This window comes from Ornithinibacillus liuyingii (assembly GCF_055550225.1).
In genome coordinates this window covers 228,754-243,671 of the sequence record NZ_JBPWOS010000002.1, presented here as the reverse complement: position 1 = coordinate 243,671, position 14,918 = coordinate 228,754, and the positions used below count along the sequence as shown (strand labels likewise).

General features: G+C 40.8%; 14 protein-coding genes, 1 pseudogene and 1 riboswitch. Of the genes and pseudogenes, 8 read left to right on the top strand and 7 right to left on the bottom strand.

Annotation, left to right across the window (positions count from 1 at the left end):
- A riboswitch (SAM riboswitch) is annotated at positions 1 to 102 on the top strand.
- An 85-nt stretch (positions 103 to 187) separates the two neighbouring features.
- Both ACSKT4_RS04100 and ACSKT4_RS04095 read left to right on the top strand, forming a co-directional pair.
- Positions 188 to 946: a cyclase family protein gene (locus tag ACSKT4_RS04100; RefSeq protein ID WP_186869231.1), complete on the top strand. Its 759-nt coding sequence runs from the start codon at positions 188 to 190 to the stop codon at positions 944 to 946.
- 79 nt (positions 947 to 1,025) lie between these two features.
- Positions 1,026 to 2,129, top strand: coding sequence for a 5-methyltetrahydropteroyltriglutamate--homocysteine S-methyltransferase (locus ACSKT4_RS04095; RefSeq protein WP_186869230.1), 1,104 nt, complete (start codon positions 1,026 to 1,028; stop codon positions 2,127 to 2,129).
- A 20-nt stretch (positions 2,130 to 2,149) separates the two neighbouring features.
- Here ACSKT4_RS04095 and rbsK read toward each other — a convergent pair whose 3' ends face one another.
- A complete protein-coding gene (rbsK, locus tag ACSKT4_RS04090) occupies positions 2,150 to 3,037 on the bottom strand; it encodes a ribokinase (protein ID WP_186869229.1) in 888 nt (295 codons plus the stop codon).
- Positions 3,038 to 3,148: 111 nt separating this feature from the next.
- Here rbsK and ACSKT4_RS04085 point away from each other — a divergent pair, with 111 nt between their 5' ends.
- Genes ACSKT4_RS04085 through serA form a run of 3 tightly spaced genes read left to right on the top strand, consistent with a single transcriptional unit; the run spans position 3,149 to position 6,116 of the window.
- On the top strand, positions 3,149 to 3,319 hold the full coding sequence (locus ACSKT4_RS04085; RefSeq protein ID WP_186869228.1) for a hypothetical protein: 171 nt from the start codon (positions 3,149 to 3,151) through the stop codon (positions 3,317 to 3,319).
- Positions 3,320 to 3,372: 53 nt separating this feature from the next.
- On the top strand, positions 3,373 to 4,530 hold the full coding sequence (locus ACSKT4_RS04080; protein WP_211741801.1) for a pyridoxal-phosphate-dependent aminotransferase family protein: 1,158 nt from the start codon (positions 3,373 to 3,375) through the stop codon (positions 4,528 to 4,530).
- Positions 4,527 to 6,116: a phosphoglycerate dehydrogenase gene (serA, locus tag ACSKT4_RS04075; RefSeq protein WP_465822863.1), complete on the top strand. Its 1,590-nt coding sequence runs from the start codon at positions 4,527 to 4,529 to the stop codon at positions 6,114 to 6,116. Before ACSKT4_RS04080 ends, serA begins: the two co-directional genes overlap by 4 nt.
- Before the next feature lie 159 nt (positions 6,117 to 6,275).
- Here serA and ACSKT4_RS04070 read toward each other — a convergent pair whose 3' ends face one another.
- The 4 genes from ACSKT4_RS04070 to ACSKT4_RS04055 form a co-directional block, all read right to left on the bottom strand.
- Positions 6,276 to 7,091 (bottom strand): HAD family hydrolase, encoded by an 816-nt coding sequence (locus ACSKT4_RS04070; RefSeq protein ID WP_465822862.1) that lies wholly within the window; start codon positions 7,089 to 7,091, stop codon positions 6,276 to 6,278.
- Between the two features lie 755 nt (positions 7,092 to 7,846).
- Complete coding sequence (locus tag ACSKT4_RS04065) at positions 7,847 to 8,446, bottom strand: short chain dehydrogenase (RefSeq protein WP_186869225.1); 600 nt, start codon at positions 8,444 to 8,446, stop codon at positions 7,847 to 7,849.
- 64 nt (positions 8,447 to 8,510) lie between these two features.
- Entirely contained in the window at positions 8,511 to 9,542 is a 1,032-nt protein-coding gene (locus ACSKT4_RS04060; RefSeq protein WP_186869224.1) for a S66 family peptidase, read from the bottom strand.
- Positions 9,543 to 9,640: 98 nt separating this feature from the next.
- Positions 9,641 to 11,059, bottom strand: a complete 1,419-nt coding sequence (locus ACSKT4_RS04055) for a DHA2 family efflux MFS transporter permease subunit (protein ID WP_186869223.1) — start codon at positions 11,057 to 11,059, stop codon at positions 9,641 to 9,643.
- 208 nt (positions 11,060 to 11,267) lie between these two features.
- Between ACSKT4_RS04055 and ACSKT4_RS04050 the strand changes: the two genes are divergently transcribed.
- Together ACSKT4_RS04050 and ACSKT4_RS04045 are read left to right on the top strand one after the other, a co-directional pair.
- Positions 11,268 to 12,035, top strand: a complete 768-nt coding sequence (locus ACSKT4_RS04050) for an NRDE family protein (RefSeq protein ID WP_186869222.1) — start codon at positions 11,268 to 11,270, stop codon at positions 12,033 to 12,035.
- Positions 12,036 to 12,217: 182 nt separating this feature from the next.
- Positions 12,218 to 12,682: pseudogene (locus tag ACSKT4_RS04045) on the top strand (DUF6944 family repetitive protein); the annotation flags it as partial.
- 39 nt (positions 12,683 to 12,721) lie between these two features.
- Here the strand turns inward: ACSKT4_RS04045 and ACSKT4_RS04040 are convergent.
- Positions 12,722 to 13,411, bottom strand: a complete 690-nt coding sequence (locus tag ACSKT4_RS04040; RefSeq protein WP_186869220.1) for a CBS domain-containing protein — start codon at positions 13,409 to 13,411, stop codon at positions 12,722 to 12,724.
- Between the two features lie 41 nt (positions 13,412 to 13,452).
- Complete coding sequence (gene csaA, locus ACSKT4_RS04035) at positions 13,453 to 13,782, bottom strand: chaperone CsaA (protein WP_186869219.1); 330 nt, start codon at positions 13,780 to 13,782, stop codon at positions 13,453 to 13,455.
- Positions 13,783 to 14,005: 223 nt separating this feature from the next.
- Here csaA and pdxK point away from each other — a divergent pair, with 223 nt between their 5' ends.
- Entirely contained in the window at positions 14,006 to 14,821 is an 816-nt protein-coding gene (pdxK, locus tag ACSKT4_RS04030; protein ID WP_186869218.1) for a pyridoxine/pyridoxal/pyridoxamine kinase, read from the top strand.
- Positions 14,822 to 14,918: the final 97 nt, after the last annotated feature.

Genomic DNA, 14,918 nt, shown 5'->3' with positions numbered 1-14,918 from the left:
TTCTTATCCAGAGAGGTGGAGGGACTGGCCCTTTGAAGCCTCGGCAGCGGACTCATTTTGAGTACTGTGCCAATTCCAGTAGCATTTGCTAGAAGATAAGAAGAGCACCTAACCTAAATTTGTTTAGCCTCTTCTTATTTATAAGAAGAGGTTTTTTGATTGTTTACTAAATAAATGAGGTGAGGAAATGACAAACGAAATCCGGAACAACACAAATGAAGTTTTAAGAGCTATTGAACAATTAAAAGAAAAAGAGTGGGTGGACCTAACTCATGCCTTTGGTCCCGATTCACCACATTTCTCTGCATTTGAAGCAGCTGAATTTAAACCCTTATTTACCCATGATGATGGTTTCTTCGCGCAAAGCTTTACCTTCCCAGGGCAATATGGTACACACCTGGATGCACCAATCCATTTTTTACGGGACAGAAGATACCTAGAGGATTTAGACTTAAAAGAACTTGTGTTACCTCTTGTCGTCATTGATAAATCAAAGGAAGTTGCTACGGATAACGACTTTACGCTATCTACAAGTGACATTCTAGCATTTGAAGCTGAGCATGGTCTAATTGAGGCAGGAAGCTTTGTCGCGCTAAGAACCGATTGGAGTAAACGTTGGCCTGATCACGGCTTATTCGAAAATAAAGATGAAGATGGCAACGCCCATGCACCTGGTTGGGGACTAGATGCCCTGAAGTTCCTATTTGAAGAACGTCAAATCAAGGCTATCGGCCATGAAACTTTTGATACAGATTCTGCGGTAGATTACCGAAAAAATGGAGCACTAGTAGGCGAATATTACGTGCTGGACCAGGATACTTACCAAATAGAGCTGCTTACTAACCTAGATAAGGTACCTGCTAAGGGCGCCGTAATCTTTAATATCGTTCCAAAAGCAAAAGGAGCATCCGGATTCCCCGTACGGTCTTTTGCGTTATTACCATAGAAAGTAACTAACAGCTTTGTTAAAAGAAATAAAACTAGATGTAAATCCCACTATAAACGAAAAGAAAGAAGGAATTAATATGACTACTAAAACATTTCAAGCGCCATTTCGAGCTGACCATGTAGGGAGCTTACTACGCCCGGAAAATCTATTAAAAGCAAGAGAGAACTATAAGAATGGTAATATTTCCAAAGCAGAATTAAGAGAAGTAGAAAACAAGGAGCTACAGCGTATCGTGGATAAACAAATTGAAGTCGGGCTTGAGCTAGTAACCGATGGAGAATTTCGTCGCTCATGGTGGCATATTGATTTTCTTGAAAATCTAAATGGATTTGAAGGCTATGTGCCGGAAAGAGGAATTCCGTTTCAAGGCGTGGAAACAGAACCATATGATGTTCGCAATATCGGCAAAATCTCCTTTAATGAGGATCATCCATTCCTTGAAGACTTTAAATTATTTAATGAACTAGTAGCTGGTCGTGCCGTTGCAAAGCAAACGATTCCAAGTCCTAACCAATTATTCCATCGTGGTATACGAAACACGGCGGTTTATCCTACTGTCGAGGAATATACGAAGGATGTTATCCAAGCCTACCGGGATGCGTTAAAGGCCTTTTACGATATCGGTGTCCGGTATATACAATTAGATGATGTTTACATTGCTGGTCTGAATGCAGATAGTCTAGTAGCATATGAGCCTGAACTCTCGCGCGAAGAATTAATTGAGCTATCCCTTCATGTCGTCAACAGTGTATTAGAGGATAAACCAGATGATTTATATGTCACCACCCATCTCTGTCGGGGAAACTATGAATCTAGGTGGGCATTTGAAGGTAGCTATGCACAGATTGCCCCAACATTATTCGCAAAAGAAAAGGTGAATGGATTTTTCCTAGAGTATGATGATGAACGTTCTGGTGATTTCAAGCCATTAGATTACATCCCTGAAGGTGGCGCATGTGTTGTATTAGGTCTTGTTACTTCAAAGTTTGGTGAATTAGAAGATAGAGAAGAGATAAAACGTCGTATTCAAGAAGCCAGTCGTTATGTTCCACTAGAGCAGCTTGCACTAAGTCCACAGTGTGGATTTTCTTCTACACATCATGGGAATAAGTTAACCGAAGAACAGCAATGGGCGAAATTGAAATTTATTGTGGATATTACGAAAGAGGTATGGGGATAAAATAGGGGGACTCTCCCCCCCTATTTATTCTTCTGCATAAACTCCAATACTTGCTCACTTGACGGCATACCAGCTTGTGCTCCTATTTTCGTAACGGATAATCCGGCAGCCGCATTGGCAAATTGGATAGCTGCTTCTCGGGTTGCTCCCCCGCCGATTTGGACGGCAAGTGCACCATTAAAGGTATCCCCTGCTCCTGTTGTATCCTGTACGGAGACCGAATATGCCGGCACTAGTTTTTCTTTCTTATGATCAAAATATAGCGTTCCCTCTGAACCTTTCGTTATGATGAGCTTGTCCTGAAGTCCTTTAGGTGAAACCTCGGAGAACATCTCCTTTGCTTCCCCTTCATTTGGTGTAATAAAAGTAGCCGCTTGATATACTTCCTCTGGCAGCTGTTGATAAGGAGCTGGATTGACAATAATCGGAACTTGGAATTGGTGCGCTAAGCTTGTAACATAGGAAATGGTTTCCATTGGAATTTCTAACTGTAGCAGTACCACATCACTATTCTTAATTTGTTCCTCATATTTCGCTACCATATCTATTGTTACATGTGAATTTGCTCCTGGTGCCACGATAATCCGATTATCTTGTTCAGCTAACATAATTGTTGCTGTACCGGTGGCAATCCCTTCTTTTATCTCAACACCTGTTGTATCAATTCCTTCTCTCTGCAGATTCTCTCGTAAGCTTTTTCCAAAGGTGTCATCCCCCACTGCTCCAATTAATTGCACTGTAGCACCTAGTCTTGCAGCTGCGACTGCCTGATTGGCTCCCTTACCACCAGGGTAGGTGGCAAAGTTTTTCCCCATTACGGTTTCTCCCTTTTCTGGTACTCGATCAGTGGTAACCGTTAGATCCATATTAATGCTTCCCACTACTGTAACGATTGTTGATTTATTCATGGTAATCCCCCTTGATTTGTTGAAATAAATAAAAAACTATAAAATATTTTCTAGAACTTTGGTAAAATGTAAGAAAATGAATTAGTATATTTTTTCAGGAGGCGCCTCCCTATGTGGTTTTTGATTATTTTGATTATCGTTCTATTAATTGTACTTGAAGAGGGCTTATATTTTCTTTCTAATCGCCTTGCCTTTACTAAACAACCAAAGGAACAATTAAATGATAACCCAGAAGAGAACGTAACAGCAAGAATCCGCCGACGTTTTAGAAGAAAGCATTAGGTTAATCCTGATGTTTTTTTAGCAAATAGGAAAGCATAAGAAAGGAGTAGTTTATGTTAAACGATTATCAACTATTGCGTATCCCCGGTCCAACCCCAATCCCACCAAGTGTTCAACGAGCTATGACAAAACCGATGATCGGCCATCGGGACCAAGAGACAAAAGATTTACTGAAGCAAATCAAGCCGAAATTAAGGAAGTTATTTGGTACTAAGGAAGACGTAGCTATCGTTGCTGGTTCTGGTACAGCAGGTATGGAAGCTGCTGTCGTTAATACAGTAACTCCTGGTGATGAAGTCCTTGTCCTGGTTACTGGGGCTTTCGGTGATCGATTTGTCAAAATTTGTGAAGCTTATAACCTGCACGTACATAGGTTGGATTACCCTTGGGGAGTGGCGCTTCGCCCAGAAGAGATTCAAGAATATCTATTGCACCACCCGTTTATTAAAGCTGTTTTTGCCACTCACTGTGAAACGTCTACAGGTGTTTTAAATCCTATCCAAGAACTCGCTGCTTCTATAAAGGAAGTCACAGATGCCCTATTCATTGTAGACGGTGTATCCAGTGTTGGCGGAGTAGAAGTTAACATGGACGATTGGCAAATCGATATATGTGTAACAGGCTCACAAAAAGCACTGATGCTACCACCAGGACTCGTATTCATAGCTGCCAGTAAGAATGCTTGGAACACGATCGAACATAATCAACACCCACGCTTTTATCTAGACCTTAGAAAATACCGAGATAACCAGCAATTTGACTCCACACCATTCACACCCGCGATTTCCTTATTATATGGTCTAGAACAATCACTTCAATTACTTGATTCAGAAGGTCTTGCTAATGTATGGAAAAGACACCAGCTCATGAAACAGATGACTCGAGCTGCTTTTGAAGCTCACGGAATTCCATTGTTGACTAATGATACAGATGCTTCCCCAACCGTAACAGCAATTCAGCCATTTAACTTTCATCCTGATAACGTAAGACAATTGGTCAAAAAGGAGTTCGGACTTGTGCTAGCAGGCGGACAACAGCAGCTGAAAGGGAAGATTTTTCGCATTGGCCATATGGGCTACTGTACACCAGCAGATATTTTACAGACGATTAGTTGTTTCGAATTAGGCTTGGCTAAGCTTGGTATCCTATACAATGTCGGAATTGGAGTCAATGCTGCTCAACATGCATACCTTAGAGGAGGAAGCCCATGAAGAAATATAATCTATTAATCTCTGATCCTTTAAGTGAAGATGGCATGAGACCACTCCAAGAAGCTTCCCATATCCATATGGTGATGAATCTAAACTGGAATACAGAACAATTGCTAGAAAACATCGGCTCATTTGATGCCCTTATCGTTCGAAGCCAAACCCAAGTAACGAGGGAGTTAATTGAGCGTGCTAGCAATCTAAAAATTATCGGTCGCGCAGGTGTCGGTGTAGATAATATTGCGATTGAAGCTGCCACAGAACAAGGCATTATAGTTGTCAATGCACCAAATGGAAATACGAATTCGGCCGCTGAGCATACGATGGCTATGTTAATGGCACTAGCACGAAAGATCCCCCAAGCCTACCTTGCTTTAAAACAACAAAAGTGGGACCGTAAATCCTATATTGGCGTCGAGCTAAAAGATAAAACACTTGGCATTATTGGACTAGGACGCATTGGAGCAGAAGTTGCTTACCGTGCAAGGGGACAACGAATGAATGTTATCGCATATGACCCTTTTCTAACGAAAGAAAAAGCAGAGAAAATGGGGATTGAGTATGGCAGCCTCGATGATGTCCTACGAATTGCGGATTTCATTACTGTTCATACCCCATTATTAAAAGAGACTAGGCATCTACTAAATAAGGAAGCCTTTCACAAAATGAAACCTGGCGTGCAAATTATTAATTGTGCCCGTGGTGGGATTATTGATGAGGATGCCTTATATGATGCGATAGTTTCCAAAAAAGTAGCAGGTGCTGCCTTAGACGTGCTGGAGGAAGAGCCCTTCTTGAACCATAAATTACTGAAGCTAAATGAGGTTATTGCTACACCACATCTTGGAGCAAGTACAATCGAAGCACAAGAAAATGTTGCCATCGATGTTAGTCAAGATATCTTACGGTTCTTTAATGGCGACCCTGTCAGAAATCCTGTCAACATGCCATCCCTTGACAATGAGCTACTGCGAAAGGTGGAACCATACTTTCCAATCAGTGAAAAGCTTGGGGAATTTCTTATTTATTTGACCGATGAAGTAGTCGAGGAAATAACTATTACCTATACCGGAGACCTTATAAAGAATGACCTCTCCCCACTAAGCAGGAAAGTCGTAAAAGGTATGCTGAAGCGCCATCTTGGAACCCATGTTAATGAAGTTAACGCCCTTTATCTCGCGAAGAAAAGAGGCATTGAAATTCACGAAAGTAAAACCTATACGAAAAAAGGATTTTCCAACTTGATTACGGTAAAGATGAAAACTAAAAACGGAACTCGCAGTGTCGCTGGAACTGTACTTAGTGGATTAGGGCCGCGTATTGTTAAAGTCGATCATTACCATGTCGATGTCACCCCTTTAGGGCATATCATTGTTATCCACCATACTGACCAGCCTGGTGTCATTGGAAAAATGGGTAGCCTATTAGCCAAGCATGAGGTCAATATCGCTACCATGCAGGTGGATCGGTCTAATATAGGTGGCGATGCGATCATGATGCTAACAGTGGATAAACATGTCCATGACCAGGTATTGCAAGAGCTCCTACTGTTTCGGGAGATTCATCAAGTTAGGATAATCGATTTATAGCGATATATAAGCTTGGTTTAGACTAAATGATGTAAAAAGCTAAAATAGTGTATAGATAACTGGGTGAGCCTCCTTTTTCCTCTACAGAGGCTCACCCATGTTTAATTTCTGCTAGATACCGAGCAATTTTTTTAGAGCTGGCAGCATGCTTGCCTCTCATCATACATCAGCACAAGCTTGCCCTTTGGATATGCTGTCCATAAGTGGAATAAGCTCTGTAAGATTCTTAATCTCATAGGTTGGTAGAACATCGGCCTCCTCAAGTCCGTTCCGGTTAATCCATACATTCCTCATCCCTACTCGATTTGCCCCTAGTATATCCGTGTTCAAATTATCCCCAACCATGATGGCATCATCACTTGTTATTCCAATACTATCTAGTACATATTTAAAGATGGACGGATCTGGCTTGCCAATACCGAAGTCTCCTGAGATAAACACACGAGTAAAGTATTTCTCTAATCGTGGTGATAACGCAAGCTTGGTTCGTTGTAGGGAAGGTGCGCCGTTTGTTAGCATGTACAACGCATAGTGATCCTTCAACTCGTCCAAGACCGTATACGTATCCGCATAAACATAGGGTACATTCTTCCGGTGCTCTGGGAAGGCCTTTGCTAATTCCTGTGCTAAATCAGCATCCTTTATTCCAAGACCCTCTAAAGCCTCTTTCCACACTCGTAACTGGTATTCGGGTGCAATATTACGTAAAACTCGAAACCCTTCACCGGGATCATCAAATGTTCCCCAGAGCCCCTCAAACGGATTAATTCCTATTTTTTTCGCGAAGGCATATGTCTCATATGCCATGTAACGCTCACGTGCAATGTCACGTACTTTCTCTTCCAATGCTTCCGGATCGATGTCGTATTTCTTAGCAGCTTGTTCACATGTTGCGCGCATTGCTTCCTGAATACTTCTTTTGTCATCTAATAACGTATCATCCAAATCGAAAATAATCGCTTTTACCACTGGCACACCTACTCCTTTTCTTTTAAGTTTAACACAATGGGAATAAAGAGAGTTTATGGGATCTGTTACCTTTTTTCCTCATCCTTTGTTAATAAGGGCATTGAGGCGTGGCGTCGGTTACCTTCTTACGCTGTTTCTCTCAATTAAGGGAACTGATTCGCCTTCTCTGTTACCTTTTTAACTGTTTCTTCCACATTTAGGTCACTGAGGGGCTCCTTCTGTTACCTTTTTGGCTGCTTCTTCCGCATTTAGGGAACTGAGAGGCGCTCTCTGTTACCTTTTTGGCTGCTTCTTCCGCATTTAGGGCACTGAGAGGCGCTCTCTGTTACCTTTTTGGCTGCTTCTTCCGCATTTAGGTCACTGAGGGGCTCTCTCTGTTACCTTTTCACCTGTTTCTTCCGCATTTAGGTCTCTGAGGGACGCTCTCTGTTACCTTTTCACCTGTTTCTTCCGCATTTAGGTCACTGAGGAGCTCCCTCTGTTACCTTTTTGACGGCTTCTTCCGCATTTAGGGCACTGAGAGGCGCTCTCTGTTACCTTTTTGGCTGCTTCTTCCGCATTTAGGGAACTGATTCAAGTTCCTCTGTTACCTTTTCCCCTCATTCTTTGGGTATTGAGGCGTGGCATCACCTTCTTCCGCAACTTCCCTCTTTAGAAAGTTGGCCCGTCTTTAAACGAATGTGAGTTTTTCATATACTAGCGTGTACTGCTACACCTACTAAAAAACGCCAAGACAGGCTTTCTTGTCTTGACGTTATCTATTAATGATAAATCTCGTAATTTTGCCCGGTTTGTGCGCCTTCTACACTTTTCCGGTAAAAAGTTGCAACTTTACTAGCTGGTACTGGTGTAAAGCCTACAAAGTATTTCTCTAGTCTCGAAAATGATTCTTCTACAATGGTCGGACTGACACTGTTGATGCGAATTCCTCTTGGCATTTCAATCGCTGCTGCTTTTACGAAGGCTTTTACTCCGCCATTAGCCATGGCAGCGGATGCTCCCATGCGAATCGGGTCATCCATCATCACACCTGTTGTTAATGTGAAGCTTCCACCATCATTTACGTAATCTAAACCTAGTAGAACTAAATTAATTTGCCCTTTTAATTTACTTTCTATCCCGCGTTCATTCAGCTCAGGAGTTAGCTCCGATACAGAAGCGAAATTGGCGCCTCCAGCGGCATTCACGACTGCATCGACTTTTCCGATTTTTTCATACATAGCTTTAATACTGTCTGGCGATGTATTATCCACTGATACATCTAACCCATTTCGTCCAGCACGAATTAGATCATGATGCTCTAACGCCTTACAAATCTCACTCCCAATTGTTCCACTGGCACCAACTACTATAATCCTCATCGGCATATCTCCTTTTTGGACTTTAAAATCTCCATACTTATTACTATGATGGACAGTTTGTAAACTATTCCACTACATTTTCAACTATGGAAAATCTAGCACGCTCACAGTCTATTTCTGCCATTGCACCATATGGTAAAATAAACCTTGGTTCTGTGTGACCGAAGCTAAGATTATATAGCACAGGTAAATCCTCACGATTATATTCCTTCAAGACCGTCTGGATTACTTCCTGATATTCCTTATAGAATTTTTCATCCTTGGGTTTCGCTATGATCATACCATTTATACTCGCTAAAATTCCTTGCGCTCCATAATTTCGAAGCCAGTAACGTAACAGGTTCGGATGGGGTTTTTCTTCTGAGGTTTCTAAGAATAGAATACTATTGTCAAAATTATCTAAGCCTGGCCAAATGCTCGTACCTTTCGCAAATTCCAATACTTCTACACATCCACCTATTAAGCGGCCTTGAACGACCCCTTCTCCTTGTATAACCTCATAGCCGGAATTCGGATGCATCTTCCGTTTCCTCTCCTTATTCCCTTCCTCCCAAGCAACAAACTCACTCGTCCATTCCGGTGGAGGTAAAATCTCACCAATAGGCGCACTAGAAAATAATGTACGTTGCACCATCTCTATCGTATAAGGATGCATTTCTACATTTTCTGCAAAATCTGTTAAAATAGCTGGTCCGTAGAATGAGGAAATTCCCGCTTTATAACAGAATAAATGAGTAACCGTTGAATCAGAAAATCCCATGAAAATCTTCGGGTTCTGGTTGATTAGCTCAAAATCAATATAAGGTAATAACCGAATACTATCATCTCCACCAATATTCGAAATAATTCCTTTAATCTCTTTATCCTGAAATGCAGTCATCAAATCTTCTGCCCGTGCTTCTGGGTTCTCATAAATATATTGACTTCCCTTTAAACTATTTGGCATCGGTACCACCTCAAGACCAAATATCTCCTCTAATCTTTTCGCACCTTGCTCGTACCGCCAGGCTATATCTTGGTCCCCGGCTCCACCCCAGGATAAGCTCACAGTTGCAATTTTATCCCCTCTATGTAGCTTTTTAGGTTTTATGACCATACTTCCACCTCCCTCCCCTCTACTATTCGCCGTGAAGTAGCCATATTCCTTTCTAAACAAACAAAAACCCCAGAGGATTCAATTCCCCTGGGGTAGACTTATTCACCTGCATTAGCTCTTCCTGGGTGATGATACTTGATAAGGAAAGTTAGAACTAATCCTACTGCCGCTATAATTCCAGCTACAGAAAACGCCACATTAACCCCGTGAATCACGCCATTTATCCCCTCTTCTGGGATGGCGCTACTTGTCATAATCGTAACAAGTAATGCGGTACCAATAGCACCTGCCATTTGACGAAGTGTATTATTCATTGCGGTACCATGTGGTAGCATTTCACTAGAAAGCTGGTTTAATCCTGCTGTCGTAACTGGCATCATCACCATCGCTATACCAAGCATACGGATCGCTTGAACGGATGCGATATACGTGAAAGTTGTTTCTGAATTTAATACGGCTAGCATAAATGTGGTCACCGTAATGAACAAGAGACCGATTAAGGATAACCACTTTGCACCAAAACGGTCAAACAACCGTCCTGTAACAGGGTTCATCACCCCCATAATGAGGGCACCCGGTAAAATAGCCAACCCAGATTGCATTGGGGAGAATCCTAACATATCCTGCATTAATAATGGTAGAATAACGGCTCCACCGATCATGGCTAGAAATACGGTCATCCCAAGCACGGTTGTTAGTGTAAAGATTTTTTCTTTAAAAATCCGAAATTCTAAAATTGGCGTGTCTAGCTTAAGCTGTCGTAAAATAAACCAAGTCAGTATAGCCGCGCCAAGAACTATCGATAACAATACTTCAGCACTATGCCAACCACTCGAACCGGCAGTACTAAATCCGTATAATAAACCACCAAACCCTAAAGTTGATAATACGATTGATAATATGTCGACCTTAGGAAATGTTTGCTTCGTCACATTCACTAGTACAAAATACGCTAACACAATATCGATAATCACAATAGGAAGTACAACATAAAATAAACTTCGCCAAGGGTAATGCTCTATTAAATATCCAGACAAGGTTGGTCCAATTGCTGGAGCAAAGGAAATGATTAATCCGAACAGCCCCATTGCTGAACCTCTTTTTTCAATAGGAAAAATTAGAAACATGATGGTTTGCATGAGTGGCATCATAATACCTGCCCCTGCTGCTTGAAGCACCCTTCCGACCAGTAATGTGAGGAACTCTGGAGCAATCGTACAAATTAACGTACCTAAAGCAAATGAACCCATTGCTAAAAGAAATAAGGTTCTCGTTGAAAACCGAGCAATTAAAAACGCCGTAATGGGAATCATAATTCCATTCACCAATAAAAAAATGGATTGTAACCACTGAACAGTATTATCATCAATATTTAAATCCTCTTTGATGACAGGCAACGCTGTAACTAACAGGGTCTGATTCAAAATAGCAACAAATGCCCCTGTTAATAAAACAATTAGTAGTGGACCCTTTCGTATATTCTCTACCGAATCCACTCCATGGTGGTGATGAACCATTTGGCAGCCTTCTTTCTCACTAATCTCTTATTATTGATACCACAAGAACGGATTTTTATGTCCACTTCTCTTGTTAGATTTATTTCCATATCCTTCTACATGTTAGTAGCCATCATTATAACAAATAATACTTCTGGTTACGAATTAATTTTATTCAGAGAAGATTCCAATTATAATAAAAGAAAAAACGAGGGGACTTTATTTTACGATGTGTCTAATCCTTTTCCAATTACATGAACACCCAACCTATAAGCTAGTTCTAGCAGCAAACCGGGATGAGTCCTATGAGCGTCCTACGCTACCCGCACATTATTGGGAAGACCAGCCAAATGTTTTAGCCGGTAGAGATTTAGTACAGATGGGAACATGGCTCGGCATTTCTCGGAATGGTCGAATTGCAGCCCTTACTAATTATCGCGACCCAGCGCATATGAATCCGGGAAAAACATCCCGAGGACATATCGTATCCAATTATTTAACAGGCGATGAATCCTCCCATGACTATGTCAACAAACTACGTCATAAAAAGGATGATTTTGTTGGCTTTAATGTGCTTGTCGGAGATGGGGATCAACTAGCATATTATAACAATATTGAAGATCAAATCACGTCACTTTCACCTGGTGTACATGGTTTAAGCAATCATTTTCTCAATACGCCTTGGCCGAAAGTAGAAAAGGGTAAGAAGCGATTACATCATTATCTGAAACAAACTGAAGTCGTGCAGACGAATGACTTATTTCAGATTCTTGCTGATGCCGAAGAAGCAGAGGAATCTATGCTTCCTAATACTGGTATTGGGCTGGAATTAGAGAAGAAGCTTTCACCTATGTTTATTAACATTCCAGGATACGGTACGCGTTGTTCGACTGTACTTACAATTGATTACGATAATCGGGTTTCCTTTTCAGAAAGAACATTTCAAGCAGGAGAATTTATAGATGAGGTTCATGTTCAATTTCAAATAAATAGCTAGAGAATTTCATTTTCTCGTTACATCACGCTCATTTCCGGAATAAGATGCATTAAAGGCTTTAAAACGGGTAGGTATAGCCAATGAATGACAACACTCAGGAATTATTTGGTTCGTGGATACAGGCGATTGGAACATTAATTGATGCAAGTAGTAGTACTCCCTAATATGAATTAAATGAAAGGTCCCAATCCGATTTAATTATCATTGGAAATGTCATGCAAGCAACCGGAAATGGCTTGATTGTTGATACTGGGGAAGCCTTTAGTATAGAACAGATTGGCGGGGCTATTGAATCCCTGGGAAACATAACAGTTGTTGCCGCGATTTTATTCGAATTAGATGATAAGGCAGAGATAGAATTAACGATTAAGGGGCATTTACTTCAAGCTTTAGGAAGCCTTTTACCACCTTTTTATCTGACAGGGGATGACAAGGCATTCGATAAGGATGAAATGCTTCTAAACTTGGGTTCTATTCTCCAAGCAATCGGTAGCATCATGCAAGCCTGGGCCGGATTTCAAGCCCTTCATGCTAAAGATGGTGAAAAGATTGATTCACTTGGCGGTTGGATACAAGCTAGTGGAGCAGTTCTTCAGGCTTTAGTCGTTAGTAAAAATCAATTTGAATTTGATAGAGAGGGAAAGTAATTAAAAAGCCCAGGACTTCACCCCGGGCTTTTACTATTCCTACTGCACTCCCATAATATCCCATGTCGTTATAATACCAATTAACGCCTCACTTCTCTCCCCATTCTCTGTAATGAGCAGGGCATCCACTCGATTTCCTTCTTCCATATTATCCTTAAATAACTCAATGGCTTCATATATAGTAGCATGCTTTGCAATAAACTCATGATTATTATCCTTCTGATAAGGCATAATTTGTTCGATTGCCACTTCTGTAATCGGTGTCTCGTTATTCTCCGCTAACCATTTCGTTATACCATTTTCTGTAACTAGGCCTATAAAATTTATCCCATCGTAGATTGGAAATTTCGAATACCCCTTCTCCTTAACTGCCTGTAATAAGCTGGATAAGGAATCTTCTTTATCAAACGTATGTACCTCTTTTTTAAACTGAGGAATGACAAGCTTTGGCTTCGTAATCTCTCCTTCTATCTTCTCAATCTGTTCCACTATGGAATCATGTGGCTCTGCTATCACTTGGACCGTGTCCACTCGATTATGAACAATCGCATTTCTTAGCTCCGCAAACTCTAATAAATCATCTTTATATCGCCTGATGACAGCATTATACTTTGTCAATATTCGGACAGCCTTGGAAAATCCAATCCCTTTATGACTATCTAGCTCACTATCTAATGCCTTATCTATTCTATTAAATGAGGTAATAAATCGATCTGAGTTTCTTGGCATAATACAATCTCCTTTATAGCAAAGAAAATAAGCAATGCAGTTTAGGATATTTTCGTTCCATTTGCGACGGTTTCATCAGGAGCAAGTAGAATAACATCATCCTCCGTAGGGACGCCACCAAGCACTAATACTTCTGATTTAAATCCCGCAATCCTTCTCGGGGGAAAATTAACTACCGCAACAACCTGACGCCCGACAAGCTTTTCAGGACTGTAGCGCTTTGTAATTTGTGCGGAGGATTGTTTAATTCCCAATTCACCGAAATCAATTTCAAGCTTAATCGCTGATTTCCTTGCTTCTGGGAAGTCCTCTGCCTTTAAAATAGTTCCTACTCGTAAATCAAGCTTCATAAAATCTTCTATTGTAGCCATATCCAAACCCCCATAAAATAATAATCCCCCATGTCATTACACGTGTACATGGAGGCTTTTCTCTGGTTGCAGTATCATCTATTATGACTATTTTACAAGAGCTTATACTTTTGTTAAAGTAATTTATACTAATTAAGGGAATCCTAAGCATGTATTCTTTATTTTACTTTAAAAATATTATATCCTAGTAGTTGTGTAGGTTTAATTTCAAGGGGGATTTATCATGACATTAAATAAAGCATTAACCCTAGCAGGTTCTGATACAAGTGGTGGAGCAGGAATTCAAGCAGATCTTAAAACATTCCAAGAACATGGTGTGTATGGAATGAATGCTTTAACATCGATCGTAACGATGGAACCAAATGGATGGAATCATAATGTAACCACAATTGATGTAGATGTGGTGGAAAAACAATTAGAAACCGTACTATCAGTCGGAATCGATGCCATGAAGTCGGGTATGCTCGGTACGGTTGATATTATAGAGCTTGGTGCGAAGAAAATTACTGAGCACCAAATTGATAAATATGTACTTGACCCAGTTATGGTATGTAAAGGTGAAGATGAGCTTCTTCTTCCGGAAAATACCGATGCAATGCGTGAAGTATTACTTCCAGTATCTTTAGTGACAACACCTAACCTATTTGAAGCTTGGCAGTTAGCACAAACTTCTGGTCCGATTAAAACAATCGATGATATGAAGGAAGCTGCGACTAAGATTTATGAGCTTGGTGCGAAGAATGTTGTCATTAAAGGTGGACGTGCAATTCAACACGAAAATGCAGTGGATCTATTCTTTGACGGAAAAGATTTCACACTACTTGAAAGTGAAAAAATTGATACGACGTATAACCATGGTGCGGGTTGTACATTTGCAGCTGCGATTACAGCTAATTTAGCAAATGGTCAATCGGTAAAAGATGCGGTTACAAATGCGAAGAAAATTGTTTCTGCTGCAATTAAACATGGCTGGAGACTAAATGAGTATGTTGGCCCTGTAATGCATGGTGCGTATCATAAGTTTGAGGCGAATAATTAATAAGCCACATTCTATTTGGCTAAAACGAAAGAGATTGGGACAATATCGCTTATCCCAATCTCTTATTCTTTTACTTCACTAATCCCTCTATAATTAC